24 protein-coding genes and 1 tRNA gene are annotated in these 26,616 nt (G+C 70.2%); 19 read left to right on the top strand and 6 right to left on the bottom strand.

Translation table 11 applies throughout. From position 1 onward, the window contains the following. Positions 1–73 precede the first annotated feature (73 nt). From OG446_RS14280 to OG446_RS14270, 3 genes are all read left to right on the top strand, one after another. Complete coding sequence (locus OG446_RS14280; protein ID WP_328894391.1) at positions 74–1,018, top strand: Ppx/GppA phosphatase family protein; 945 nt, start codon at positions 74–76, stop codon at positions 1,016–1,018. Positions 1,019–1,452: 434 nt separating this feature from the next. Then, positions 1,453–2,838 carry an NAD(P)/FAD-dependent oxidoreductase gene (locus tag OG446_RS14275; RefSeq protein WP_328894390.1) on the top strand — a complete coding sequence of 462 codons (1,386 nt, stop codon included), beginning with the start codon at positions 1,453–1,455 and terminating at the stop codon, positions 2,836–2,838. Positions 2,839–3,199: 361 nt separating this feature from the next. Next, positions 3,200–4,504, top strand: coding sequence for a cyclopropane-fatty-acyl-phospholipid synthase family protein (locus OG446_RS14270; RefSeq protein WP_328894389.1), 1,305 nt, complete (start codon positions 3,200–3,202; stop codon positions 4,502–4,504). Positions 4,505–4,574: 70 nt separating this feature from the next. Here OG446_RS14270 and OG446_RS14265 read toward each other — a convergent pair whose 3' ends face one another. The 3 genes from OG446_RS14265 to OG446_RS14255 all read right to left on the bottom strand — a co-directional run bounded on the left by OG446_RS14265 (position 4,575) and on the right by OG446_RS14255 (position 9,217). Further along, positions 4,575–7,103: an ABC transporter permease gene (locus OG446_RS14265; protein ID WP_328894388.1), complete on the bottom strand. Its 2,529-nt coding sequence runs from the start codon at positions 7,101–7,103 to the stop codon at positions 4,575–4,577. A 103-nt stretch (positions 7,104–7,206) separates the two neighbouring features. Beyond that, positions 7,207–7,977, bottom strand: a complete 771-nt coding sequence (locus OG446_RS14260) for an ABC transporter ATP-binding protein (RefSeq protein ID WP_328894387.1) — start codon at positions 7,975–7,977, stop codon at positions 7,207–7,209. 220 nt (positions 7,978–8,197) lie between these two features. Further along, on the bottom strand, positions 8,198–9,217 hold the full coding sequence (locus OG446_RS14255) for a LacI family DNA-binding transcriptional regulator (protein WP_328894386.1): 1,020 nt from the start codon (positions 9,215–9,217) through the stop codon (positions 8,198–8,200). Between the two features lie 223 nt (positions 9,218–9,440). Between OG446_RS14255 and OG446_RS14250 the strand changes: the two genes are divergently transcribed. From OG446_RS14250 to OG446_RS14190, 13 genes are all read left to right on the top strand, one after another. Beyond that, positions 9,441–11,177, top strand: coding sequence for an ABC transporter substrate-binding protein (locus OG446_RS14250; protein WP_328894385.1), 1,737 nt, complete (start codon positions 9,441–9,443; stop codon positions 11,175–11,177). Between the two features lie 247 nt (positions 11,178–11,424). Then, positions 11,425–12,420 (top strand): ABC transporter permease, encoded by a 996-nt coding sequence (locus tag OG446_RS14245; protein WP_219574241.1) that lies wholly within the window; start codon positions 11,425–11,427, stop codon positions 12,418–12,420. Continuing rightward, positions 12,417–13,322 (top strand): ABC transporter permease, encoded by a 906-nt coding sequence (locus OG446_RS14240; RefSeq protein ID WP_328894384.1) that lies wholly within the window; start codon positions 12,417–12,419, stop codon positions 13,320–13,322. The genes OG446_RS14245 and OG446_RS14240 overlap by 4 nt, the downstream gene beginning before the upstream one ends. A 48-nt stretch (positions 13,323–13,370) precedes the next feature. Continuing rightward, entirely contained in the window at positions 13,371–14,312 is a 942-nt protein-coding gene (locus tag OG446_RS14235) for an ABC transporter ATP-binding protein (protein ID WP_148019026.1), read from the top strand. Further along, positions 14,297–15,205, top strand: a complete 909-nt coding sequence (locus OG446_RS14230) for an ATP-binding cassette domain-containing protein (RefSeq protein ID WP_328894383.1) — start codon at positions 14,297–14,299, stop codon at positions 15,203–15,205. The genes OG446_RS14235 and OG446_RS14230 overlap by 16 nt, the downstream gene beginning before the upstream one ends. Next, positions 15,202–17,610 (top strand): glycoside hydrolase family 2 protein, encoded by a 2,409-nt coding sequence (locus tag OG446_RS14225; RefSeq protein ID WP_328894382.1) that lies wholly within the window; start codon positions 15,202–15,204, stop codon positions 17,608–17,610. The genes OG446_RS14230 and OG446_RS14225 overlap by 4 nt, the downstream gene beginning before the upstream one ends. A 248-nt stretch (positions 17,611–17,858) precedes the next feature. Continuing rightward, positions 17,859–17,944: transfer RNA gene (locus OG446_RS14220), tRNA-Leu, on the top strand. Positions 17,945–18,097: 153 nt separating this feature from the next. Next, positions 18,098–18,304 (top strand): superinfection immunity protein, encoded by a 207-nt coding sequence (locus OG446_RS14215; RefSeq protein ID WP_328894381.1) that lies wholly within the window; start codon positions 18,098–18,100, stop codon positions 18,302–18,304. Positions 18,305–18,509: 205 nt separating this feature from the next. Continuing rightward, positions 18,510–20,087 carry a hypothetical protein gene (locus tag OG446_RS14210; protein WP_328894380.1) on the top strand — a complete coding sequence of 526 codons (1,578 nt, stop codon included), beginning with the start codon at positions 18,510–18,512 and terminating at the stop codon, positions 20,085–20,087. A 25-nt stretch (positions 20,088–20,112) separates the two neighbouring features. Then, positions 20,113–20,703, top strand: coding sequence for a hypothetical protein (locus OG446_RS14205; protein WP_328894379.1), 591 nt, complete (start codon positions 20,113–20,115; stop codon positions 20,701–20,703). A gap of 68 nt (positions 20,704–20,771) precedes the next feature. Beyond that, positions 20,772–21,221 (top strand): hypothetical protein, encoded by a 450-nt coding sequence (locus OG446_RS14200; protein WP_328894378.1) that lies wholly within the window; start codon positions 20,772–20,774, stop codon positions 21,219–21,221. A 10-nt stretch (positions 21,222–21,231) separates the two neighbouring features. Then, positions 21,232–21,645: a DUF3592 domain-containing protein gene (locus OG446_RS14195; protein WP_328894377.1), complete on the top strand. Its 414-nt coding sequence runs from the start codon at positions 21,232–21,234 to the stop codon at positions 21,643–21,645. A 92-nt stretch (positions 21,646–21,737) separates the two neighbouring features. Beyond that, a complete protein-coding gene (locus tag OG446_RS14190) occupies positions 21,738–22,115 on the top strand; it encodes a DUF4259 domain-containing protein (protein WP_328894376.1) in 378 nt (125 codons plus the stop codon). Between the two features lie 16 nt (positions 22,116–22,131). Here OG446_RS14190 and OG446_RS14185 read toward each other — a convergent pair whose 3' ends face one another. Both OG446_RS14185 and OG446_RS14180 read right to left on the bottom strand, forming a co-directional pair. Beyond that, positions 22,132–22,479, bottom strand: coding sequence for a MerR family transcriptional regulator (locus OG446_RS14185; RefSeq protein ID WP_328894375.1), 348 nt, complete (start codon positions 22,477–22,479; stop codon positions 22,132–22,134). Between the two features lie 23 nt (positions 22,480–22,502). Next, a complete protein-coding gene (locus OG446_RS14180; protein ID WP_328894374.1) occupies positions 22,503–23,438 on the bottom strand; it encodes an aldo/keto reductase in 936 nt (311 codons plus the stop codon). Positions 23,439–23,564: 126 nt separating this feature from the next. Between OG446_RS14180 and OG446_RS14175 the strand changes: the two genes are divergently transcribed. The 3 genes from OG446_RS14175 (at position 23,565) to OG446_RS14165 (ending at position 25,580) form a co-directional block, all read left to right on the top strand. Then, a complete protein-coding gene (locus OG446_RS14175; protein ID WP_328894373.1) occupies positions 23,565–24,167 on the top strand; it encodes a DinB family protein in 603 nt (200 codons plus the stop codon). A gap of 112 nt (positions 24,168–24,279) precedes the next feature. Continuing rightward, complete coding sequence (locus tag OG446_RS14170) at positions 24,280–25,167, top strand: Bax inhibitor-1/YccA family protein (RefSeq protein ID WP_306070327.1); 888 nt, start codon at positions 24,280–24,282, stop codon at positions 25,165–25,167. Between the two features lie 95 nt (positions 25,168–25,262). Next, positions 25,263–25,580: a hypothetical protein gene (locus OG446_RS14165; RefSeq protein ID WP_328894372.1), complete on the top strand. Its 318-nt coding sequence runs from the start codon at positions 25,263–25,265 to the stop codon at positions 25,578–25,580. A 109-nt stretch (positions 25,581–25,689) separates the two neighbouring features. On the opposite strand, the gene OG446_RS14160 is transcribed toward OG446_RS14165, so the two are convergent. Further along, a complete protein-coding gene (locus OG446_RS14160; protein ID WP_328894371.1) occupies positions 25,690–26,559 on the bottom strand; it encodes a hypothetical protein in 870 nt (289 codons plus the stop codon). Positions 26,560–26,616: the final 57 nt, after the last annotated feature.

Genomic DNA, 26,616 nt, shown 5'->3' with positions numbered 1-26,616 from the left:
AATCGCCGGAGGGGCTTGATTTCGGCGCCGGCGGAGCATGGTTCGGGGCCGTGGACTTGATGTGGGAGTACTCATGACACGCGTGGCCGCCATCGACTGCGGTACCAACTCGATCCGTCTGCTGGTCGCGGACGCCGACCCCGTCACCGGGGAGCTCGTCGAGCTCGACCGGCGGATGGAGATCGTCCGGCTGGGGCAGGGCGTCGACCGGACCGGCCGGCTCGCCCCCGAGGCGCTGGAGCGGACCTTCGCGGCCTGTCGGCAGTACGCGGCGGTGATCAAGGAGCATGGCGCGGAGAAGGTCCGCTTCGTCGCGACCTCCGCCTCCCGGGACGCGGAGAACAGGGACGACTTCGTCCGCGGCGTGCTGGACATCCTGGGCGTCGAGCCCGAGGTCATCACCGGTGACCAGGAGGCCGAGTTCTCGTTCGACGGGGCCACGAAGGAGCTCGTCGGGCGGGACGACCTCGCGAAGCCGTACCTCGTCGTGGACATCGGCGGCGGCTCCACCGAGTTCGTCGTCGGCGACGACCGGGTGCGGGCGGCCCGGTCCGTGGACATCGGCTGCGTCCGGATGACCGAGCGCCACCTCACGCGGGACGGGGTGGTCAGCGACCCGCCCGCACCGGAGCAGGCGGACGCGATCCGTGCCGATGTCGCCGCCGCGCTGGACCTGGCCGAGGAGACCGTCCCGCTCACCTCGGCGGGCACACTCGTCGGCCTCGCCGGAACGGTCACCACCGTGGCCGCCATCGCGCTGGGGCTGAAGGAGTACGACTCCGAGGCGATCCACCACTCCCGGATCTCCCTGGAGCAGGTCCGGGAGATCGCCGGCCGGCTCCTCGCCTCGACCCACGCCGAGCGCGCGGCGATCGGCGCGATGCACCCGGGCCGGGTCGACGTGATCACCTCCGGGGCGCTGATCCTGCTGGCCGTGATGGAGCGGACCGGGGCGCGCGAGGTGGTCGTCAGCGAGCACGACATCCTCGACGGCATCGCCTTCTACGCGGCCCGTTAGGACAGGTCCGCAGGCCGTCGCGGAAACTGCTCATCAGCATTCCGGCCTGCACTTTTGAGCCCCTCCGGACGGCCCTGCGGGTGCCTTCGGCGACATGCCGCCACGAAGTTCGTGAACTTCTTCACAAGGAATTGGCCCCCCTGGGGCGGACTTCTGCTCCGAACGGGCCCGCGGGAGGGTGCGCGGGGTCACCCGCCCCGCATACGGGGCGGTTCCGGGTGTGTTGCACGCGTGTGAATCGGAGGGGTGGTTCACCCCGCTCGGCGGCTCAAGGGCCAGCTCACAAGCGGTGAACAACGTTCGCCAGGGTGCTGTGGTTCCCCTGTCGACCCATGACCTGGGTCACGTGGGCGGCGAAGTGTAGCAGAGGGTGGGCCATACCTTGTGAAGGGGCTCACGAGCGTGCCCCCCGAGGGGGGTGGATACTCGATGGCATGAGCACCACGGAGCGTCCCAGGATCCTCGTAGTAGGCGGTGGGTACGTAGGCCTGTACGCAGCTCGGCGCATTCTGAAGAAGATGCGCTACGGCGAGGCGACCGTCACGGTCGTCGACCCCCGGTCGTACATGACCTACCAGCCCTTCCTCCCCGAAGCTGCTGCCGGCAGCATCTCGCCTCGGCATGTCGTCGTCCCGCTGCGACGCGTGCTGCCCAAGGCTGAGGTCCTCACCGGCCGCGTCACGACCATCGACCAGGACCGCAAGGTCGCCACGGTTGCGCCGCTCGTCGGCGAGGCCTACGAGCTGCCCTTCGACTACCTGGTCATCGCGATGGGCGCCGTCTCCCGTACCTTCCCGATCCCCGGCCTGGCCGAACAGGGCATCGGTATGAAGGGCATCGAGGAGGCCATCGGCCTGCGCAACCACGTCCTCGAGCAGCTGGACAAGGCTGACTCGACGACCGACGAGGACGTCCGCCGCAGGGCGCTGACGTTCGTCTTCGTGGGCGGCGGTTTCGCCGGTGCGGAGACCATCGGCGAGGTCGAGGACATGGCCCGCGACGCGGCGAAGTACTACACGAACGTGAAGCGCGAGGACATGCGCTTCATCCTCGTCGACGCCGCCGACAAGATCCTTCCCGAGGTCGGCCCGAAGCTGGGCACCTGGGGCCGGGAGCACCTGGAGTCCCGCGGTGTCGAGGTCTTCCTCTCGACCTCCATGGACTCCTGCGTCGACGGTCACGTGGTGCTGAAGAACGGCCTGGAGGTCGACTCCAACACCATCGTGTGGACCGCCGGTGTGAAGCCGAACCCGGCGCTGGCCCGTTTCGGCCTGCCGCTCGGCCCGCGTGGCCACGTCGACACCACCGAGAAGCTCCAGGTTCAGGGCACCGACTACATCTGGGCCGCGGGCGACAACGCCCAGGTGCCGGACATGGTCGGCCGCAGGGCCGGCAACCCGAACGCCTGGTGCCCGCCGAACGCCCAGCACGCGCTGCGTCAGGCCAAGGTCCTCGGCGACAACGTCATCTCCGGGATGCGCGGCTTCCCGCAGAGCACGTACAGCCACGCCAACAAGGGTGCGGTCGCCGGTCTGGGCCTGCACAAGGGCGTCGCGATGATCGTCATGGGCAAGGTGAAGATCAAGCTCAAGGGCCGTCTCGCCTGGTACATGCACCGTGGCTACCACGGCATGGCGATGCCGACCTGGAACCGTAAGATCCGGATCTTCGCCGACTGGACCCTGGCGATGTTCCTCAAGCGCGAGGTCGTCTCGCTCGGCGCCATGGAGACTCCCCGCGAGGAGTTCTACGAGGCAGCCAAGCCGGCGCCGGCCCCCGCCGCCGCCAAGCCCGTGGGCGAGAAGGCCAAGGCCTCCTAGTCCCGCCCGGACAGGAGGGCTCCGGCCCGCCGGTCCGGTACGCGGATCTCCGGATCCGCGACAGACAGTCGCACGACGCCCGAAGGGGCCGTCCGCCATCCGTGGTGCGGACGGCCCCTTCGGCGTATCGGCGCAGGTCGGCGCGGTGGCGGGTGCGGGAGTGCGGGGGCCAGCGCCCCAGCGGATGCATGTGCCGTACAAGTATTTTGCCGTTCCATTGCGCGGTAGCGGGATGGCCCGGCCGCCGGAAACTGTTGAAGGGGTGTACCTCGCCGCGGCGCCCAGGGTGCCGGGGCGTGGTTCGAGGCATGCGTGGGCATGTCTGGGCACGTTGGGAAACACCATCACGGAGGTGTGCGCCATGGCAGACGCCGCGTTGCGGCTGACCGCTCTCGCCCAGGAGTTGCTGGGAGAACCCCTACCGGTCCGCATCCGGGCCTGGGACGGCAGCGAATCCGGACCCCCCGGTGCCCCCGTCCTCGTCATCAGGAACCGCCGTGCCCTGCGTCGCCTGCTGTGGAAGCCGGGCGAACTGGGCCTCGCCCGGGCCTGGGTGGCCGGGGAACTCGACATCGAAGGCGATCTGTACGCGGCCCTGGACCTGATGGCCGGGCTGATCTGGGAGCGCGGCGGCGAGGCGAAGGACAGCGTCCACCCGGTCCGCGACCCGAAGCTGCGCGCCGCGGCCAAGGGGCTGCTGCGACTGGCCGGGCCGTGGCCCCCGCCCCCGCCGCCGCCCGAGGAGGTGCGCCGGCGCAGCGGCGCGCTGCACACCAAGCGCCGCGACAAGGAGGCCATCAGCCACCACTACGACGTGGGCAATGACTTCTACGAACTGGTCCTCGGCCCGTCCATGGTCTACTCCTGCGCCTACTGGGAGGACGGCGGGACCCTTGAGGGAGCCCAGCGCGACAAGCTCGACCTGGTCTGCCGCAAGCTCGCGCTGAAGGAGGACGACCGCCTCCTGGACGTCGGCTGCGGCTGGGGCTCCATGGCCATCCACGCCGCCCGTGAGTACGGCGCCCGCGTCACCGGAGTGACCCTCTCCGTCGAGCAGGCCGCCTTCGCCAGGAAGCGCATCGCCGAGGAGGGCCTGACCGACCGGATCGAGATCCGGGTCCAGGACTACCGGGACGTCAGGGACGGCCCGTACGACGCCATCTCCTCGATCGGCATGGCCGAACACGTCGGCTCGGTCCGCTACCGCGAGTACGCCGACGACCTCTACGCACTCCTCAAGCCCGGCGGGCGCCTCCTCAACCACCAGATCGCCCGCCGCCCGGAGAAGGACGAGTCCGCGTACCACGTGGACGAGTTCATCGACGCCTACGTCTTCCCGGACGGCGAACTGGCCCCGGTGGGCCGGACCGTCGCGACCCTCGAAGAAGCCGGTTTCGAGGCCCGCGACGTCGAGTCGCTCCGCGAGCACTACGCACTGACCCTGCGCCGCTGGGTCGCCAATCTGGAGAAGGAGTGGCCGCGTGCGGTGAAGATGACCTCGCCCGGACGGGCCAGGGTCTGGCGCCTCTACATGGCAGCCTCCGCACTCTCCTTCGAGCACAACAAGATCGGTGTGAACCAGATCCTCGCGGTCCGCCCGGCCGACGGCGGGGTCGCCCGCATGCCGCTGCGCGCCCGCGACTGGAAGGCGGACGCGACCGGCTGATCCCGGGACACGGAAGAGGGCCGGCACCCGCGGTGGCGGGTACCGGCCCTCTTCCGTGTCCCGTTCCGGGCTACTCGGTCTTGATGGCCGTCAGCATGTTCAGCTTCGCGGCGCTGCGGGCCGGCCACAGGGCGGCGAGCACCCCGACCAGCGCGGCCAGCAGGAGGAAGACCGCGATCCGGCCCCACGGCAGGACCAGGACGTACTCCGGGATCTCGGCCGCCACGGTCTGCCCGATCGCCCAGCCGAGGAACATGCCGAGCCCGATGCCGACCACCGCGCCGAAGAGGGAGATGACCACCGCCTCCAGCCGGATCATGCGCTTGACCTTGCGCCGGTCGAGGCCGATGGCCCGCAGCATGCCGATCTCCTGCTGACGCTCGAACACCGACATGGCCAGGGTGTTGACGACCCCGAGCACCGCGATGATCAGCGCCATGGCCAGCAGCCCGTACATGATGTTCATCGCGAGGTTGATGGAGCCGCCGAACATGTCACGGATGTCCTTGCGGTCCATGATGCTCATGCCGGGGTTGTCACCCAGGGCGTCGACCAGCGCCTGCTCGTTGGCCGCGCTCGCGCCGCCGTCCGACTTCACCCAGATCTCGCGGATGTCCGCACGGGCCTGGTGCGGGGCCACGACCTCACGGGGGATCAGGACCGGCGAGAGGAACTCGTTGTCCTTGTAGAAGGCGCCGATCCTCAGCTTGCCCTTCTTGTCGTCCTCGTACGTGACCGGGACGGTGTCCCCGGTCTTCCAGCCGTTCGACTTCGCGGTCTTGTCCGAGACGGCGATCTCGCCCTTGCCCAGGGAGTCCAGGGAGCCGGCGACCGTGTCGACGGTGAGGACCTTCTGCACATCGCCGGGGGTGACACCGGACGCCGAGAGCGAGGTGTCGCCGATGTCCAGCCAGACCGCCTGCTGGGGCGAGACGGCGGTGACGCCGTCGGCCTTCTCCAGGGCGGTGAGCGCCGACTCGTCGAGCGCGTCGCCGCTGGCCATCGAGATCATGTAGTCGGCCTTGATGTTGTCCGTCGTCACCTTGTCGACCGCCTGGCCGAGGGTGACGCCGAGCACCGAGATGCCGGTGACGAGGGTGAGGCCGATCGCCAGCGCGGAGGCGGTGGCGCCCGTGCGCCGCGGGTTGCGGACCGCGTTCTGCGCGGCCAGCTTGCCGGAGACCCCGAACAGCCGCTGCAGCAGCGGGCGCACCAGGGCGATCACCGGCCGGGACAGCAGCGGGATCAGGATGATGACGCCGATCAGGGCCAGGAAGGAGCCGCCCGCGATGAGGAGCTGGCCGTTCGACCCGGCCTGTGCCGCGCCGGCCACGACCGCCGCCCCGCCGAGCAGGGTGATGACGGCACCGATCGAGTTGCGCAGCACCAGGGACTTCACCGTGGCCACCGCGTACTGGCTGTTCATCGCCGCGACGGGCGGGATCTTCGCGGCCCGGCGGGCCGGCAGCCAGGCGGCCAGCACGGTGATCAGGACGCCGACGCCGAAGGCGGCGATGACGGTGGCCGGTGCGACGACCAGTGGTCCGGCGGGGATCTTCCCGCCGATCAGGCTCATCGCGGAACGCAGACCGGTGGCGAGGCCGAGGCCCAGCGCGAAGCCGACCACGGACGCGATCAGGCCGACGACGGCCGCTTCGAGCAGCACGGAGCGCTTGACCTGACGGCGGGAGGCGCCGACGGCGCGCAGCAGCGCGAGTTCCTTGGTGCGCTGGGCGACCAGCATGCTGAAGGTGTTGGCGATCAGGAAGATGCCGACGAAGAGGGCGATGCCCGCGAAGGCGAGCAGCAGCTTGTTGAGGCTGCCGAGGGCCTTCTCGGTCTGGTCGGCCTGCTCGTCCGCGCGGACCTGGCCGGTCTTGGCCTCGGCGTCCTCGGGGAGCAGCGGCTTGACGGCGGCCAGCAGCTGCTGGTCGGAGGCGCCGGGCGCGGCGGCGACGTTGACGTCCTTGAACTCGCCCGGCCGGAGGAACAGCTGCTGGGCGACGGGGGTGTCGAACAGGACCAGGCTGCCGCCGGCGTTGACCGCGCCGTCCTCGGTGGTGAAGACCCCGGACAGGGTGTACTCCTTCACCGGACCGTTGGTGGCGACCCGTACCTTGTCGCCGACCTCGTACTCGCCCTTCTCCGCGGTGTCCTTGTCCAGGGCGACGCTGCCCGCGGCGGTCGGTCCGGAGCCGTCGGTGAACGTGTACTGGGCGTCCTGGCCGTTCTTGCCCGGGGCGAAGTTGGACCCGGTGTTGGACCAGCCGTTGCCGATCAGCTTGCCGTCGGGGTCGGCCACTCCGGCGAAGCCGTCGACGCGGCCGGTGGCGGAGGCGACGCCGTCGAGCTCCTGGATCTTCTTCAGGGTGGCGGCGTCGATGGCGGCGGTCTTCTCGTCGCGCTGGTCGGCGTAGGTGGTGACGGCGACGGCGATGTCGTCGTAGCTCTTCGCCGACTGGTTGCGGAAGGCGTTGCCGAGGGTGTCGGTGAAGACCAGGGTGCCAGAGACGAAGGCCACGCCGAGCATCACGGCGAGGACGGTCATCAGCAGCCTGGCCTTGTGCGAGAGCACATTGCGCAGGGCGGTACGGAACATGGCTGTCAGTCCTGGGATGGGTGAGGGGTTCCGGACGGGGGCATGGGCCGGGCGTCGCACGGCAGGAGGCGGTGCGACGGAGGCCCTGGGGAGGAGCCGGGGCTCAGCTGGTGCGGCCCTTGGCGTCGAACGCCTTCATCCGGTCCAGCACCCCGTCCGCGGTGGGGTGCATCATCTGGTCCACGATCGCCCCGTCGGCGAGGAAGATCACCCGGTCCGCGTAGGAGGCGGCGGCCGGGTCGTGCGTCACCATCACCACGGTCTGGCCCAGTTCGCGCACGGAGTTGCGCAGGAAGCCGAGGACCTCGGCGCCGGAGCGGGAGTCCAGGTTTCCGGTGGGCTCGTCACCGAAGATGATCTCGGGCTGGGAGGCCAGTGCGCGGGCGACCGCGACGCGCTGCTGCTGGCCGCCGGAGAGCTCGGTCGGGCGGTGCTTCAGCCGGTCGGCGAGGCCCACCATGTCGATGACCTTGCGCAGCCAGTCCTGGTCGGGCTTGCGGCCCGCGATGTCCATCGGCAGCGTGATGTTCTCCAGCGCGGAGAGCGTCGGCAGCAGGTTGAACGCCTGGAAGATGAAACCGATCTTGTCCCGGCGCAGCTGGGTGAGCTGCTTGTCCTTGAGGGCCCCCAGCTCCGTCTCGCCGATGCGCACGGAACCGCCGGTGAAGCTGTCGAGACCGGCGACGCAGTGCATCAGCGTGGACTTGCCGGAGCCCGACGGGCCCATGATCGCGGTGAACTCGCCCTGCGGGAAGTCCACGGTGACCCGGTCCAGGGCGGTCACCTTGGTCTCGCCCTCCCCGTAGACCTTCGACAGTTCCGTGGCGCGGGCGGCCACCGCGGTGGCGCGGTGAGCGGTGGACATGGTGGTCACGGGAGACTCCAGGGTCGGGTTCGTACGGGGCGGGGAGCCCGTCCGGCGGTCCCGCCGGGCGGCGGGGGCCCGGGACAGGGGCACCACTCCATCGTCTCCGCCGGCCGGCCGCCGGTCGTCACTCCCGGTGCCCGTTCCGGGGCCAGCCTTGAGTCGCACCGCCAGGGCCTTCGCGTCCTCCTGCGGTATGACATGGGGTCCGGGGACCGCCCCGCCCCGCCTACCGTGGCGGGGCCGTCGACCCCCGCGGGACGAGCCGGGCCGCCGCGTCCTCGTAGCCCTCCGCCGTACCGTCGGTGACCAGGGACAACAGGATGCGTGCGGCATGGCCCCCGTAGGCCGGGATGTCGCGGCTCAGCGCGGTGAGCGGCGGCCGGACCACCCGGGAGAGCTGGGAGTCGTCCCAGGCGACGAGGGAGAGGTCGGCCGGCACGTCGAGCCCCATCTCCTGGGCCACCGAAAGACCGGCCACGGCCATGATGTCGTTGTCGTAGACGACGGCGGTGGGGCGATGCGGGGAGCTGATCAGCCGTCGCGTCGCGTGCGCCCCGTCCTGGCCGGAGTAGTCGGTGTGGACGATGACCGGGTCGCCGAGCCCGAGTTCGGCGCAGATCCCGGCCTGGGCCCGGTCGCGCAGTTCCGTGTGGTCGAGGCCGGGCAGTCCGGCGACCCGGGCGATGGACCGGTGGCCCAGTGCGGTCAGGTACGTGAGGGTGTCGCGGAGTGCCGTGTGCTCGTCCGACCACACGGAGGGCAGCGGGCCTGCCGCCGAGGGGTGGCCGATCACCACGGCCGGCAGACCGAGTCCGGTGACGCCCTCGATGCGCGGGTCGGAGCTGCGCAGATCGGCGAGGAACACGCCGTCCACCCGGCCCTCGCCCCACCAGCGGCGGTAGACCTCCAGTTCCTGTGCCGGATCGGTGACGACCTGGAGGAGCAGGGCGCAGCCGCGGGGCGAGAGTTCGCTCTCGATGCCGCTGATCAGCTCCATGAAGAACGGCTCCATGCCGAGCAGCCGGGCGGGCCGGCAGAGGGCGAGGCCGACGGTGTCGGCCCGGGCGCGGGTGAGGGCGCGGGCGGCACTGTTGGGCTGCCAGCCGATTTCATGGGCGATGGCCTTGATGGTGGCGCGGGTCGTGGGGGAGACGCCCGGACGGTCGTTCAGGGCGTAGGACACCGCGACCTTGGAAACCCCGGCCCGGCGGGCTATATCGGCGATCGTGGGGCGGCGCCTGGGCAATGCGACCTCGCTTAACCGGTTCGTATTACATGAAACGCCTTGGACTTCGGCCCTCTCGCACACGGCTCTTCTCCTGGAGCGATGATCGCTCAACTGCCCCTGAAAATAAAGGGATGGGAGCGCTCCCGCACTCTTGACATGCCCTCCCGGCGGCCTTAGCTTCACGGCACTTACCCGGTTCAGTAACTCCGCTCGGCAATGACGGCGGGGAGAAGGAGGGACGATGGGCACGGGATTCCGGGGACGGACCGCGGCCACGCTCGCCGTGATCGCACTCGCCGCCACCGCGTGCACGGGGGGCGGCTCCTCGGCGGGCGGCTCCGGCGGCACGGGCGGCGGAGGGGGCGGCGCGCTCCCGCGCAACGAGACGCTCTACACCACCGGTACGCAGTGGGGGCCGCCGGCCAACTACAACCCGCTGCACAACTGGGACCACGCCACCGGCACCAAGGGGCTGGTCTACGAGACGTTGTTCCACTTCGACCCCAACGAGGGCAAGCTGACGCCCTGGCTGGCGGAGTCGGGCAGCTGGACCGGCGACAAGACGTACGAAGTGAAGCTCCGCCCCGGCATCACCTGGTCGGACGGCAAGCCGCTGACCGCCAAGGACGTGGCGTACTCCTACGGGCTCGGCAAGATCGAGGCCTCGTCCTTCCACACCCTGTGGAGCTGGCTGTCGGACGCGAAGGCGGTGGACGCCACGACGGTCCGCTTCACCTTCAAGGAGGCCCGCTACCAGGAGTGGGACTTCACCCTCTACGGGCAGCCGATCGTCCCGGAGCACATCTGGAGCAAGCGCCCGGAGAAGGAGATCCTCGACGGCGTCAACGACAAGCCGGTCGGCACCGGTGCGTACACGCTCAAGAGCAAGTCCCAGGACCGGGTCGTGTGGCAGCGGCGCGACGACTGGTGGGGCGTCAAGGCGCTCTCCATGAAGCCCGCGCCCCGCTACATCGTCGACGTGTCCAACCCGAGCAACGAGGTGGTCATCGGGCAGCTGGGTCAGGGCCAGCTGGACCTCAGCAACAACTTCCTGCCCGGCGCCTCCTCGCTGATCAAGAGCAAGAAGGTCGTCTCGTACTACGACAAGCCGCCCTACATGCTCTCCGCCAACACGGCCTGGCTGGTGCCCAACACCACGAAGAAGCCGATGAACGACGCGGCCTTCCGCCGGGCGCTCGCCGCCTCGGTCGACACCGAGAAGATCGTCAAGGGGGTGTACGGCGAGCTGGTCAAGCCCGCCAACCCGACCGGTCTGCTCCCGCAGTGGGACAAGTTCGTCGACCAGGACCTGGTCTCCCGTGAGGGCTTCTCCTTCGACACCGACAAGGCCAAGCAGATCCTCGCGGACGCCGGGTACAAGGACACCAACGGCGACGGCCTGGTGGAGAACAAGGACGGCTCCAAGATCAGTCTGAAGCTGGCCGTGCCCACCGGCTGGACCGACTGGATGGAGGCCGCCAAGGTCATCGCCTCGTCCGCCAAGGACGCGGGCATCAGCATCACCACCGAGTTCCCCGACGCGAACGCCCTCAACGAGACGCGCGGCAAGGGCAACTTCGACCTGGTCGTCAACAACGAACGCCAGCTGTCCAGCACCCCGTGGACGTACTACGAGTACATGTTCCAGCTGCCCGTCCAGAAGCAGCAGAACACGGTCAACTTCGGCCGGTACGAGAACGAGGAGGCCTGGAAGCTCGTCCAGGAGCTCGGCGGGGTGAAGACGGATGACGTCGAGGGCATGAAGAAGGTCATCTCGAAGATCCAGGCGATCCAGCTCAAGGAGATGCCGGTCATTCCGCTCTGGTACAACGGCCTCTGGGCCCAGTCCACCACCGGGAGCTGGACGAACTGGCCGTCGGACGCCGCGGGTGCGCCCAAGTACGCACCGGCGCTGTGGCGCAACTGGCTGGAGATGGGCGGCTTCGAAGCCCTCACCCAGATCAAGCCCGTGAAGTGACACGGCCGTTCTGAACAGGACCGGCTCCGCGCCGGCCGTTCCGAGAGGGCGGCCGGCCGCGTGTCGGTCGCTCCGAGAAGGACCGGCTCCGCGTCGCCGGCCGTTCCGAGAAGGACCGGCTCCGCGCGGGCCGTTCCGAGAGGGCGGCCGGCCGCGCGCCGGACGTTCTCGATTCCATGACCGCCCCGCCGTGCGCACGCCGCCCTGACCGCCGCCCGTACGGCGGGGCTCTCTCCCGGGAGCCCCCTTGCGTCGCTACTTCGCCCGCAAACTTCTGATCTACGCGCTGACGTTCGTCGTCGCCGTCACCGTCAACTGGATGATCCCGCGCTTCATGCCCGGCGACCCCGTCGCCGCCATGGTGGCCAGGGCCCGGGTCTCGCAGCCCGAGGCCGTCGAGGCCATGCGCGCCTACTACAACGACCTGTTCGGCTTCGACGAGCCCGTCTGGCAGCAGTACCTGCACTTCTGGGGCGCCCTGCTGCAGGGCGACTTCGGGCTGTCCATCTGGGTGTTCCCCAAGCCCGTCGCCGACGTGCTGCTCGACGCACTCCCGTACACGCTGGGGCTGATGATCCCGTCCGTCCTGCTCAGCTGGTTCGTCGGCAACTGGGCCGGGGCGCTGGCCGCCCGCCGCAAGGTGCTCGACAACACCGTGCTGCCGGCCGGATACCTGCTCACCGCGATGCCGTACATGTGGATCGCCGTCATCCTCGCCTGGGCGCTCGGTTCCAAGGCGGGCTGGTTCCCGCTCTCCGGCGGCTACAGCCTCGACATCCAGCCGACCTGGTCCACCGCCTTCGCCGTGGACCTGCTCCAGCACTGGGTGCTGCCGTTCCTCTCGCTCTTCCTGGTCGCGCTCGGCGGCTGGGCCATCGGCATGCGCAACATGATCATCTACGAGCTGGAGTCCGACTACTCCTCCTACCTGTCGGCCCTCGGCGCACCGCAGCGGCTCATCCGCCGCTACGCCTTCCGCAACGCCGTGCTGCCCCAGATCACCGGACTCGCCCTCCAACTGGGCGTCCTGGTGGCCGGGGCCCTCGTCACCGAGATCGTGTTCGCCTATCCCGGGCTCGGCTCGCTGATCCTGGCCGCGATCCAGAACCAGGACTTCTTCCTGCTCCAGGGCGCGTTCCTGTTCATCGTCATCGGCGTACTGATCGCCAACTTCCTCATCGACATCGTGTACGTCGTCGTCGACCCCCGCACCCGCACCGGCATGGCAGGAGGCCAGTCATGAGCACCGTGCCCGAACCGGCCGCCGAGACCGCCGCACCCACCGCCGCCGCCGCCCGCCCCGGCCGTGAGACGCTCCACTACGCCGTGCGCAACCCCAAGCTCCTCATCGGGTTCACCGTCGTCGTGCTGCTCCTGCTCGTCGGCATCATCGGCCCGCCGCTCCTCGACAGCTCCGACCCCAACGAGTACGTGGGCCCGCAGGCCGCGCCGCCGGACGGCACGTACTGGATGGGCACGACCACCTTCGGCCAGGACGTGTACGCCCAGTTCGTGCACGGGCTGCGCGCCACCTTCCTGGTCGGCGTCGTCGGCGGGGCCATCGCCGCCGTCATCGCCATGCTCGTCGGCTTCCTCGCCGGCTACCGCGGCGGAGCGGTCGACGAGATCCTCAACATGCTCACCAACGTGGTCCTGGTGCTGCCCGCGCTCGCCGTGCTGCTGATCATCAACGCCTACCTCGGTGTCCGCTCGGTCCCCGTGCAGGGACTGTTCATCGGGCTCACCTCCTGGCCCTGGGCGGCGCGGGCCATCCGCGCGCAGACGTTCTCGCTGCGCACCCGGGAGTTCGTGGACCTGGCCCGGCTCAGCGGCAGCGGCACCTGGCGGATCGTCTTCCGCGAGATCGCGCCCAACATGAGCTCGTACCTCTTCATGATGTTCATCCTGCTCTTCGGCGGGTCCGTCCTGATCGCCTCCTCCCTCGACTTCATCGGGCTCGGCCCCACCGAGGGCGTCTCGCTCGGGATGATGCTGCAGAGCGCCCAGCAGTGGAGCGCGCTCCAACTCGGCATGTGGTGGTGGTTCGTCCCGCCGGGCGCCGGGATCACCGCGATCGTCGGCGCGCTCTACGTCGCCAACGTCGGCCTCGACGAGGTCTTCAACCCGAAGCTCCGGGAGGCCTGAGCAGATGACTGCGACCGTGACCGACAACCTCGGGGGAGGCCTGAGCACATGACCCTGACCGTGACCGACCTCCGGGTCCACTACCGCACCCTGCGCGGCGAGGTCCGGGCCCTGGACGGCGTCTCCTTCGACCTGGCCGACGGGGAGATCCTGGGCCTGGCGGGCGAGTCCGGCTGCGGCAAGACGACGCTCGGCAAGTCGCTGATCCGCCTGGACGGCCGGATGCGGCACGCGGGCGGCACCGTCACCCTCGACGGGGACGACGTGCCGGTCGCCGACGACCGCGCGATGAACGCCTTCCGCTTCCACCGGATATCGCTCGTACCGCAGTACTCCATGAGCGCCCTCAACCCGACCCGGCGCATCGGGCGCATGATCCGCGAGCTGCTCGCCTCCCGCGGCGTCAGCGTGGACACGCCCGAACTGCACCGTCGCCTCGACCTGGTGGGGCTGGACCACGACGTCCTGAACCGCTACCCGATCGAGCTGTCCGGCGGCATGAAACAGCGGACCGTCATGGTGATCTCCACCCTCCTCGACCCGTCCGTCCTCATCGCCGACGAGGTCACCTCGGCCCTGGACGTCTCCACCCAGCGGGCCGTCGTCGGCGCGCTCACCGGGCTGCGCGACAAGGGCCTGGTCACCAGCATGATCTTCGTGACGCACGACCTCGGCCTCACCTCGCACATCGCCGACTCGATCATGGTGATGTACGCGGGCAAGCTCGCCGAGAAGGCGCCCACCAAGGTCCTGACGACCGCGCCGCGCCACCCGTACACCAAACTCCTGCTCGGCTCGCTCCCCGAGGTCGGCGCCCGGTACGCCGACAAGCCCCTCAAGGGCATCGCCGGCGCCCCGCCCTCCCTCCTGAACCCCCCGGCCGGCTGCCGCTTCCGCGACCGCTGCCCGCTCGCCGACGAGCAGTGCGCCGAGGAACCCCCGGTCGTGGAGATCGCCCCCCGTCACTCCGTCGCATGCTGGAAGGCCTGATGCTGACCCTCGACCACGTCACCAAGACCTACCGCGCCGGAGCGTTCGGCGGCGGTTCCGTCACCGCGGTGGACCGGGTGTCCTTCACCGCCGAACCAGGCGAGGTCGTCTCCCTCATCGGCGAGAGCGGCAGCGGGAAGTCCACCATCGGCCGGATGATCCTCGGCCTGACCGGAGTCAGCTCCGGCAGCCTCACCCTGGACGGCCGGCCCGTCCGCCCCGGTAAGGACTTCTACCGCCGCGTCCAGGGCGTCTTCCAGGACCCGTTCTCCTGCTACAACCCGGTCTTCCGGGCCGACCGCGTCTTCGACATGATCCGCCGCGCCTACCACCCGGGCGTCTCCGACCAGGAGTGGGCCGGCCGCGTCGAGAAGGCCGTACGGGACGTGCGCCTGGACCCCGGACAGGTGCTCGGCCGCTACCCGCACCAGCTCAGCGGCGGCCAGCTGCAACGCCTCCTCATCGCCCGCGCCCTCCTGCTCGACCTGAGCTTCCTGGTCGCCGACGAGATCACCAGCATGCTCGACGCCTCCACCCGCATCGACGTCCTCAACCTCCTGGCCGCCCTCAAGGAACGCGGCCTCGGCGTCCTCTACATCACCCACGACCTCGCGCTCGGCACCTACCTGGCGGAGAAGACCGTGGTGCTGCGCCGTGGCAGGGTCGTCGAACGCGGCGACACCCAGAAGGTGTTCGGCAACCCGCTCCACCCCTACACCCGCACCCTGCTGGCCGCCGTGCCCCGGCTCAACACCCCGTGGGACCCGCCCGAGCCGCTGGAGAGCTGCGCCTTCCACGAGGGCGGGGACCGGGACACCGATCTGTACGAGACCGAGCCGGACCACTTCGTCGCCTGTGCCCAGCTCCCCGACTGCGGAAGGACCTCCGCGTGACCCTTCGCCACCTGCCCCTGCACGACGGCTGGACGCTCGGCGCGGACAGCCCCGTGCCCGTGGGGCTCCCCACAGGCGGCGTCCCCGCCACCGTGCCCGGCTGCGTCCACACGGACCTGCTCGCGGCGGGGCTGATCGACGACCCGTACCTGGACGACAACGAGAACCGGCTCGGCTGGATCGGCCGCACCGACTGGACGTACCGCACCACGTTCGACTGGACGCCGGACGGGCACGACCACGCCGACCTGTGCTTCGACGGCCTCGACACCGTCGCCACCGTCCTTCTCAACGGCATCGAGGTGGGCCGCGCCGCCAACCAGCACCGCAGCCACCGCTTCCCCGTCCGCGCCCTGCTGGCCGAGGGTGCCAACACCCTCGACGTACGGTTCACCGCCCCGTACACCTATGCCGAGGAGCTGCGCGACCGGCTCGGCGACCGGCCCGGTGCCTATGCGGAGCCGTACGCCTTCATCCGCAAGATGGCGTGCAACTTCGGCTGGGACTGGGGGCCGACGCTGGTCACGTCCGGCATCTGGCGGCCGGTCGCGCTGGAGACCTGGAGCGGCCCGCGGATCGCGTCGGTCACCCTGCTGCCCGATCTCGACGACGCGGGGGTGCCGCGCCTCACCGTCACCCTCGACGTCGACCGGTCCGGCCAGGGGGCCCTGGAAGCCGTCGTGGAGGTCGCGGGCGAGCGTGCCGCGTTCACCGTCCTCGCCGGCGAGGACCGGGCCACCGCCACCCTGTCCGTCCCGGGCGCCGCGCTCTGGTGGCCGCGCAGCCACGGCGAGCAGCCCCTGTACGACGTCACCGTCCGCCTCGGTGAGGAGGTCCGGCGGTTCAGGACCGGTTTCCGCGGCGTCACGCTGGAGCGCGAGGCGTTCCGCTTCGTCGTCAACGGCGAACCCGTCTTCGTACGCGGCGTCAACTGGATCCCCGAGGACTGCTTCCCCGCCCGCGTCACCCGGCAGCGGATCTCCGACCGCCTCGACCAGGCGGTCGCGGCCGGGGTCAACCTGATCAGGATCTGGGGCGGCGGCCTCTACGAGAGCGACGACTTCTACGAACTGGCCGACGAGAAGGGCCTGCTGGTCTGGCAGGACTTCCCGTTCGCCTGCGCCGCCTACCCGGAGGAGCAGCCGCTGTGGGACGAGGTGGCGGCCGAGGCCCGGGAGAACGTCACCCGCCTCTCCCCGCACCCCTCCCTCGTCCTGTGGTGCGGCAACAACGAGAACCTGGAGGGCCACGCCGACTGGGGCTGGCAGAAGGACCTCGGCGACCGGACCTGGGGCCACGGCTACTACCACGGGCTGCTCCCCGCGATCGTCGCCGAGACCGACCCGAGCCGTCCGTACTGGCCCGGCTCGCCCTACTCCGGCACCGAGGACATCCACCCGCAGGACCCGGCACACGGCACCATCCACATCTGGGACGTGTGGAACCGGGCCGACTACCGGGCCTACGCGGACCGGGTGCCCCGCTTCGTCGCCGAGTTCGGCTTCCAGGGCCCGCCCGCGTACGCCACCCTGCGCCGCGCCATCAGCGGCCCGCTGACCCCCGACGCCCCGCTCCTGGCTCACCACCAGAAGGCCGAGGACGGCAACGCCAAGCTGCTCAGGGGCCTGGGCGACCACCTGCCGCAGCCCGGCGCGGACTTCGACGACTGGCACTGGCTCACCCAGCTCAACCAGGCGCGCGCGGTCGCCTTCGGCATCCGCCACTTCCGCTCCCACACCCCGTACTGCATGGGCACGATCGTGTGGCAGCTCAACGACTGCTGGCCGGTCGTCTCCTGGTCGGCGATCGACGGCGGCGGCCGCCGCAAGCCGCTCTGGTACGCCCTGCGGGCCGTGTACGCGGACCGGCTGATCGCCGTGCGCGACGGCGCCGTCCATCTCGTCAACGACGCCCCCGAGCCCTGGACCGGCACGCTGCGGCTGACCCGGCACGGTCTGGACGGGGCGGTGCTGGCCGAGGAGGAGGTGGTCGTGAGCACGGCCGCGCGCGCGGTCACCCGGGTCCCGCTGCCACCGTCGGTCGCCGAACCGGCCGACCGGACCCGTGAGCTCCTGGTCGCACGCCTCGGCTCCGTCCGGGCGGTGGAGTTCTACGAGGAGGACACCCGCCTCGCGCTGCCGCCCGCCCGGTACGACGTCTCGGTGACGGAGTGCGGGGACGAGGCGCCCGGCTACCGCGTCGAGGTGACGGCCCGCACCCTCCTGCGGGACCTCGCGCTCTTCCCCGACCGGCTCGACCCGGCGGCCCAGGTGGACGAGATGCTCGTCACGCTGTTGCCCGGCGAGAGCACGGTGTTCATGATCACAGGAGCGGTGCTGCCGGACCCGGAGGCACTGGGCGCGCACCCCGTGCTGAGGTGCGTCAACGACGGCCTCATCCGGTAGGGGTGGCGCGCCCCTGGCGATCCATGGCGCGCGCCTGGCGAATCGGCTGTGTGGGTGCGGCGACTTTCCGTCAATTCGGATACGCGGCCGCCGCGCCCGCCACGCCGCCCCGCCATGTGACTATGCCTCCCACGTGTGCTGACGGACCCTCAAGCGATCAATAAAATAAGACAACATCGAGCCACTGTCCGTCCGGCCGGGGGGAGCCCCCGGATAGGGTCATGTGCCAACGCGGAGCCGCGCGCCACGCCCGGATGGTGGAATGCAGACACGGCGAGCTTAAACCTCGCTGCCCCTCGGGGGCGTACCGGTTCGAGTCCGGTTCCGGGCACCACCGCGCGCACGGGGAACGACGACGGAACGAGCGGCGGCCTGCCGCCCGGACCGGCATCCGGTCACCGAACGGTGATCAGGTTTCACACACTGTGGACATCCATGGTCGGGCGTGGAGAATGAATCTCCACATCCGTTCGCTGCGGGGGGCCACATGAGCGCCAATGTGATCGTTGTCTTCTTAGGGCTGATAGTTGCCGCTCTGGTCTACTTCGTGCCGGCGGTGGTCGCCTTCTCGCGAGGAGTGCCGAACAAGGGCTCCGTCCTCGTGCTGAACCTGTTCCTGGGCTGGACCCTGGTGGGCTGGGTCGTGGCGCTGGCCATGGCGGCGCGCAGCGCGCCGCAAGGTCCCCGTTACTGAGGCACCCGGCGGTGCCGTGAGCGGCTGAGGGCCCGCGCGTCTGCTCCGCCAAATCCGCGCACGGCCCTGCCCGGGCCCACTGGGGCCCACTGCCGGTCGCTCGTACGTCCGGAATGAGGCCCCGCATTTGGGCCCACGGGCCCGTGCCCGGACCCCCTCACCTCTCATAGCCTCCCTGCCCTAAGGCCATACGGGAGGACAAGCCATGCCGAGGTACCGGGAGCCCATACCCAACAGCAGATGGAGTGACCGGGGAGCCACCGCGTTCGAGTACCTCGGCACCATTCTGGTCGTCGTGGCCCTCATCGGCGGTATGGCGGCGGCCGGCCTCGGCGGGAAGATCACCGACCGGATCCAGTGCCTGGTCTCGTCGATCGGCGGCGGCAGCGCCGGCTGCGGCGGGGGCAAGGAAGGCGAGGCGAGCGGCGATCCCAACGCCGAGTTCGAGCCCCTCACCTGCGCCACGGTGACCAAGTCCGGCACGCAGGGCGGCAAGTTCGGAGTCTCGTTCGAAACGCTCGGCATCGAGTTCGGCGGCGAGTTCGGTTTCGAGGAGACGACGACCAAGGCCAAGACGGACGTCAACAAAGACGGCAAGATCGACGACAACGACGAGCAGGTCTCCCTCACCTTCACGGACGCCGGCTCGGTCAAGGGCACGGAGAAGCCCAAGGCCCGCATCAAGATCGGTGACGTGGGCAAGGACAAGGTCGAGATCGGCGCCGGCCTCACCGTCACCACGGGCGACACCTGGGTCTTCGACAGCCAGGAGGAAGCGGACCAGTTCCGTAAGGACCTGGAGGAGTACAAGAAGCTCAGCCGGCTGAACAAGCTCTCCAACCTCAGCCCGATCGTCGGCGGGTCCACCGAGATCGCCAGCTGGTTCGGCAAGGGGCCGAAGGCCAAGGAGAGCCGCCTCAAGGACAACATCGAGGACAGGCTCGGCAACAAGCACATCACCACGCAGAAGATCAGCCTCGAAGTCGCCGCCCAGGCCGGCTTCCAGTTCGGCGCCGGGATGAACGCCCCCGACACGACGAACCCGGACGGCACGACCACCCCGGCCCCGAAGCCCGGTGCCACCGTCGAGGCCGGCGTCAAGATCTCCGGGTCGCACGAAGTCACGCTGACGCAGAACCACATCAACAACACCGACGCGTACACCTACCAGGCCAAGGCCACCGGCGGTGCGTACGCGAAGGGTGAGGCCGGCCCGGTCAAGGCGGGCGCGGAGGCCGCCGGGTCGGCGGCGGGTGCCATCACCGTCACGGTCGACAGCAAGACCGGCAAGGTGAAGAGCATCACGATGACGCGGACCCTGGAGGGCAAGGCGGAAGCGAACGCCGGTCTCAAGGGCGATGTGAACGGCAACAAGAAGGGCGGCGGGACGACCACCCAGGTCATCACCACCACGGTCCCCCTGGACGACAAGAACATGACCCAGGCCGAGTCCGACGCCATCAAGGCTCAGATGTTCTCCGGCCAGGGCATGAACAGCGCCTTCAACTACCTGTTCACCGGGACGCCGGTACCGACCAAGGACCCCGGAGCGGGCGACCCGTTCGGCCACTACGCGTTCAACCACGGCCAGGTCAGCAAGCAGGAGTACGACGGCTCGTCCTCGTCCGAGGAGATCGGCCTCGACATCAACCTGGAGATCGCCGGTATCAACGGCGCCTACACCACCTCCGAGTCGGAGAAGAGCCTGACGAAGGCCGAGTTCCTCGGGGCTCCCTCCGGAGGCCAGCGCTCGTTCTTCCCGTACAGCTACTGTGCCAAGTGATTCACCGGTGCAAGGAGACCTGATCATGAGCAAGCCTTCCGTCCGGCGGACGGTGCGGACTGCCGCCGTCACGACCGCCGTCCTCACCGCCGGCCTGATGCTCGCCGCGTGCGGCGGGGAGAAGGGATCGGACACGGCCGCGCCCGCCGCGCCCAGCGGCTGGAAGAAGCTCGCGGGACCCACGGTGTCGCTCGCCTACCCGCCGGGCCTCACCGAGCAGAGCAAGGCGGAGCGCGGCAAGCTCAACGACGCCGCGGCCCTGCAGAGCGAGGGGGACCGGCCGACGGTGAAGGTGTCGATCCAGAGCGGCTTCGCCAACGCCTCGACCGGTGACGACGCCGCGTCGGTCGGCCGGGCGCTCCTCATGGCGACCACCGAGGTGAAGAGCACCAAGGACGTGGGCATCGAGGGTGCGAAGGATGCCAAGCGCATCGACTTCACCTACACCGGTACGGGAGTGCCGCAGTCGCCCCCGAAGGGCGCGACGGTCGACGGCGTGGTCATCACGGGCGTCGACTCCGAGGGAAAGATCTACTCCGTCCGCATCGACGCCCAGCAGGGCAAGCTCAGTGACGCGGACCGGACGAAGATCGTCGACAGCATCCAGGTGAACTAGGTCCTGTCCGGACTTCCCCGGGCCGGACCTGACGCCCGAACGCCGGGCGACGACGAAGAGGCAGCCGAATGTCCAGATACGACGCACACCGCGGGTACGCCGCCGCACCCGCCCACGACCGGCCGCGGCTGATGAACCTCATGCTGCCCTGGGCCGCCGGCATCGTGGTGACGCTGGTGACGCAGCTGGTCCTCGCCGTGCTCGTCTGGGACGTCATCACGGGCGACGACGTCTCCACCATGGCCTCACCGGTCCGCACCGTCCTGCTGCTGCACCTGCCGTCCGCGGCCTGTGTCGCGCTGGGTGTGTGGGCCGCGGCGGCCGTGCACCAGGGCGCGTCACGGGAGTCGCAGGTACGGCACTTCATCGCGGCGTTCACCCCCGCCGTCGTCCTCCAGCTGGTCATCTTCCTCTCCCAGGGAAGTGATCTCACCGTCATCACGTTCCTGGTGCAGCTGGTGGTCCTGGTGGTTGGCTGTGCGGTGGGCTTCCTCGTCGACAGGCTGCGCAACGGTTAGAAGGACTCGGATGGACACGTCGCTCGTACTCATCGGTGTGGTCGCGCTGGTGGCGCTCAGATCCCTGGGCCGGACCCTCCAGCAACTGCGCGGCGCACGCTCCGGCGTGTCCGCCCCGGCGCGCTGTGTCCGGGTGGACGAGCGGGAGACGGCGACGGGCTCGTCGGGCGACCGGCGGTCCTGGCACGTGTTCGCGTTCACCGCGCAGAACGGGGAATGGGTCGAGTTCCGGAACACCGGCAACAAGCGCTTCCACGAGGGGGCGCGGGTCACGGTCCGCTACGACCCCGCCGACCCGCACCGGACGGCCACCCTGGCCGGCAGCCCGCGCGCCGCGCTGGCCGAGGGAGCCGTCTCGCTGCTGCTGATGGGGCTCGTGCTGCTGATGTTCCTCACGGACTTCCCGCAGAACCTGTTCGACTGACGTCCGGCCCACCGGCTGTCCTCCGGTTGTCAGTGCCCTCTGCTGTGATGCGTACGGAAGCGACGGCGACAGCACAGCGCGGAGGCGGAACAGTGGGCACATGGGGTGCGGGCAACTTCGACAGCGACACGGCGGCGGACCACCTCGGGGACCTGGTCGGCCGGCTGGTGGCCGAGGTGACCGAGGCGATGGCCGGTGACCCGGTGGAGCTCGAACCGGACGAGTACTGGGGCGTGACCGTCCCGTGCAACCTGGAACTGCTGCTCGTCCTGGACCGGCAGGGCTGGGTGGGCGTGACGCTCCCGGCGCCCGAGGTGATCCGGGCCTGGCAGAAGACGTTCCTGGCGGTGTGGGAGGCGACGATCGACGGCCTGGAACCGAAGCCGGAGTACAAGGACGAACGCAGAGCGGTGCTCAACGAGACGTTCGAGCGTCTGGCCGAGGCGTCGGCGGCCGGGTCGCAGGATTAGCGGCTCCCGGTCGGACTCAGCTGTAGTAGGCGATCTTGTCGTCGAGGACCCCCATGGCCCGGTGCAGCGCTGCCACTCGCTGCTCCAGTGCGGTACGGCGCTCGCGCAGGAAGGCGACTCGCTCCTGCGGGGGGTGTTCGGCGCGCAGGAGGGCGACGAACTCCCGCAGGTCCGCGATGCCGAGACCGGCCTCGCGGAAGCACGTGACGAGACCGATCCAGAAGACGTCGTCCTCGGTGTACTCCCTGCGTCCGCCTCCTGAGCGCCGGATCGGGCCGATGAGCCCTTCGCGCTCGTAGTAGCGGAGGGTGTCGATGGAGACACCGGTGCGGTCGGCGGCGGCCGCCGGGGCGAGAGTCGTCATGGGGGCTCCTTCTGCCACCGCCGCTACCGTGCTCCGGCGAGACGTGCCAGGTGCTCGGCACCGAGCCGCACACGGCGTGCGGTGAGTGCCTCCTCGATCTGCTCCACCCGGCTTGCCCCGACGATGGGGTCGATGCCCTGCCGCATCAGCCATGCGAGGACGACCTGGTTCCGCGTGGCCGCGAGCTCGTCGGCGACGTCGTCCAGGACCGCGAGCACCCGAGTGGTTCCGGGGTGATCATAGGTTGACGGAAGCGGCTTGTCCGCGCGTACGTAGGAACCCCACATCAAAGAGCTGTACGACCACACAGCGAGCCCCTCCGACCGCGCGAGGTCGAGATCCTCGGCGGTGAGCAGGCGGTGGCCGCCCTCCGCGACGGGGGTGAGCGGGCGCGGCTGGACGAGCGAGTGGCGCAGCTGCAGGCACGTCCACGGTTCCACGCGCTGCTCCCGGGCCAGCGACCGGGCGCGCTCGACGCGCCAGGCGGCATGGTTCGCCGCCCCGATCCGCAGGGCCACTCCCTTCGCGACCAGTTCGCCGAAGGCTCCGACCGTTTCCTCCAGCGGCACGGTGCGGTCCTCGGCGTGGGCCCAGAGCAGATCGACGTGGTCGACTCCGAGGCGCGCCAGGCTCTCCTCCACACCGGCGTGAACGGCGCGCGCCGAGAGCCCCTCGGCGCTTTCCGGAGCGTGCGGGACGAGCGGGTTGTGGCGGACCTTCGTCGCGATCCGCACGGTGTCGCGCGCGCCCGGGCGTGCCTTCAGCCACGCGCCGATGACGCGTTCACTGGCGCCGCCGACACCGGCGGGGTCGGTCCAGAAGGAGTAGCAGTTCGCGGTGTCGAGCCAGCCGCCGCCACCGGCTACGAAGGCGTCGAGGATCGAGAAGGCCCTGTCCTGGGGGACGCGGGTGCCGAAGTCCATGGTTCCGAGGACGATCAGGGGGTCTTTGGTATCCATGCCGCCCATCCTCGGATCTGGAGCGCGCTCCAGATCAAGCGCTTGCGCCGATTGCTTCTCCCCGTGTGCCGGGGGCAAGGGAGAAAAGCCGTTGGGCACGGCCCGGGCGCCCGGCAGAGTGGCGTCATGACCAGCACAGGCCAGGAGGCGGATCGGGTGACCGGCTACAAGAAGGACCTGCACCTGTATCTGCGGGACGCCCGCGACACGTTCCTGTGGAAGCTGGAAGGACTGTCGGAGTACGACATCAGGCGGCCCATGACCTCCACCGGCACCAATCTGCTGGGCCTGGTCAAGCACGTCACCGGAGCCGAGGGCTTCTACTTCGGCGACGTCTTCGGACGCCCGGCCGACGCGCCGGAGCTCTGGATCGCAGGTGACGCCGAGCCGAACGCGGACCTTTGGGCGAGGGCCGACGAGACCCGCGACGAGATCGTCGCGCGCTACCGCCGGGTGTGGGCCCACTCCGACGCGACGATCGAAGCGCTGGACCTCGACGCGACGGGTCTGCTCCCCGGGGGCGAGGGCAAGGAGCTGACCCTCCACCGGGTCCTCGTCCACATGGTCGCCGAGACCCAGCGCCACGCGGGGCACGCCGACGTCGTGCGGGAGCTGGTCGACGGGGCCACGGGCCAGCGGGAGAAGGGCCGCAACACGGCCCCCGGCGACTCCGCGTGGTGGGCGGGTCATCGCGACCGGGTGGAGCGTGCGGCGCGGGAGGCGGGGTGACCGCGGCCCGTGCGCCGATCGCGGAAAGATCCTCCCCTGGCACTAGGGAGTTTGTTTTGCCTACCCATTACTCTTGTTCCAAGGCCACGCTGGGTGGCCATGGAGGAGTGAGATGAGGAGCAGCAACCCGGTCTTCTCGCGACGGGGCTTCAGCCGCGACAACGGTCACGCGGGCTTCAACGCGTCACCGCAGGCCGGGGCCCCCGTAGCGGGTGCCAACCCGTACGCGCAGGGCACCGCCCCGAACCCGTACGCCACCAACCCCTACGCCCAGCAGGACACCCAGTACGGCGCCCCGCAGGCGCCGGCGCGCTCCGGTGCGATGACGATCGACGATGTCGTCACCCGTACGGCGCTGACACTGGGCACGGTCGTGCTCGGTGCCGTGCTCGCCTGGGCCCTGCTGCCGGTCGACGAGGCCAACCTGGGCAAGTCGTACGGCATCGCCATCGGCGCCGCGATCATCGCCTTCGTGCTGTCGCTCGTCCAGTCCTTCAAGCGCAAGCCCGTCCCCGCGCTGATCATCTCGTACGCGGCCTTCGAGGGCGTGTTCCTCGGGGTCATCTCCAGCGCGGTGAGCACGTACATCGGGCCGGGCGTCGTGATGCAGGCCGTGATGGGCACCATGTGTGTCTTCGCCGGTGTGCTGCTCGCGTACAAGATGCGCTGGATCCGCGTCACCCGCCGGTTCTACGGCTTCGTGATGGCCGCCGCCATGGGCTTCATGCTCCTGATGGTGGTCAACCTGCTGTTCGCCGCGTTCGGTGGCGGTGACGGCCTGGGCTTCCGCAGCGGCGGCCTCGGCATCCTCTTCGGTGTCATCGGCATCATCCTCGGCGCGTGCTTCCTGGCCCTGGACTTCAAGCAGGTCGAGGACGGCATCGCCTACGGCGCTCCGCGCGAGGAGTCCTGGCTGGCGGCCTTCGGCCTCACCATGACCCTGGTGTGGATCTACCTGGAGATGCTGCGCCTGCTCTCCATCCTCAGCGGCGACGACTAGTCACCACGCCCGCCGATCGCGGACGGCCCGCAGGCTCCTCCACGGAGCCTGCGGGCCGTTTCCGTTGTCCGGGCAGGGGCGCGTAGGGTCGCGGGGTGCTTGATACGACGCCCCTGATCGCCGCCGTGGACCGATTCGCCGACCGGCTGCGCGCCGCCCCGCAGAGCAGGCTGCAGCGGGGGGCGGCGGCAGAGGGGCTGGTCGCGGCCAGGGAGCTGGCGGTGCGGGCCCAGCGCGTCGAGGCGCCGGGCCGGGAGCCGCGGATCATGCCGGATGCCGGGATCTTCGCCATCGGCGACCAACTCGCCGTCGCGGGGCGGGATCTGGCCGTGGCATTGGAAATGGCCCCGTCCGTGGAGCTGGACGAGGCCGTGCAGTTCGTCGAGGGAGCGGCGGCGCGGGCGTTCGCTTGAGCGGTGCGCGCGGGACGTTCGCGGGCTTTCCCCGCAGGGGCGCTGTTTTGGGGGAGCGGCCGGCGAGGGCCGCTCTGCCCGGGGGTGGGGCCGGAGACCGGTCCGCGGGCTAGAAGCTCGCTATGACGCGGTCGGCCAGTATGTAGACGTTGTCCTTGCCGCACGAGAACGTCAGCGCGTACGCGCCGGAGACGCCGGAGCCGCCCAGGAGCACGGGGTGCTCACCGGCCCGCAGCGACGCGGCCAGCTGCTCGGCCGTCTCGCGGTGGCCAGGGGTCATACACAGCGTGGTGCCGTCGGCGAAGACGTACACGTCGAGCGTGCCCAGCGGGCCGGGGCGCACGTCGGAGAGCTCGGTCCGGCTGTCGGCCAGCTCCTCCAGGCGGTTCACCGTGCGCTCGTGGTCGGTGACGACGGGCGTCTGCACCGGCACGAAGTCGGGGTGCGAGGGGTGGCGGCGGCGTGCCGCGGCCAGCTCGGGGGAGTCCTCGGCGAACTCGGCGGTCTCCGGGAGCTCGGCCATGTCGGCCAGTTCCGTGAGCTCGGCCAGCTCCGTCAGTTCCTCGAACGCCTCGGTGGCGTCGAGGTCCATCGACTCCAGCCCGGCGAAGTCGCTCTGGCGCGGCATGAAGAACGGGGCGTCCTCGCCCAGCCCGGCCAGCCCGCCCAGCAGGGACGGGGCATCGGCGGCGTCGCGCGCCTCCTGCGTGGCCCAGAAGGCCCGGGCCTCGGCGAGCTCGCGCTCCCGCTCCTCGGCCAGCGCCTCGGCGACCGCCGCGCGTATTTCGGCGGCAGGGGTGGCTTCGTTACGGCTCTGAGCGGGTACGGCCGCACTGTGGGCGCGGCCGTCGGCCAGCTCCCTCCGCAGGGCGGCCACCTGCTGACGCAGCCCGTGAGCGGCGTGCAGAGCGGCAGCACCCACGGCCGTGGCAGCGGCGGTGGTCAGCAACAGGGCAAGAGGCATGGCGCTCACTGACATACTCCCGGTTTCAATCGATCCCCCGACTTCCTACATCAGCTTGTCCTGTACCGGCAC

This window comes from Streptomyces sp. NBC_00236 (genome assembly GCF_036195045.1).
Taxonomy (GTDB): Bacteria; Actinomycetota; Actinomycetes; order Streptomycetales; family Streptomycetaceae; genus Streptomyces.
Note: the sequence above shows the minus strand (reverse complement) of the source record. Positions and strands in the feature narration are given on the sequence as shown.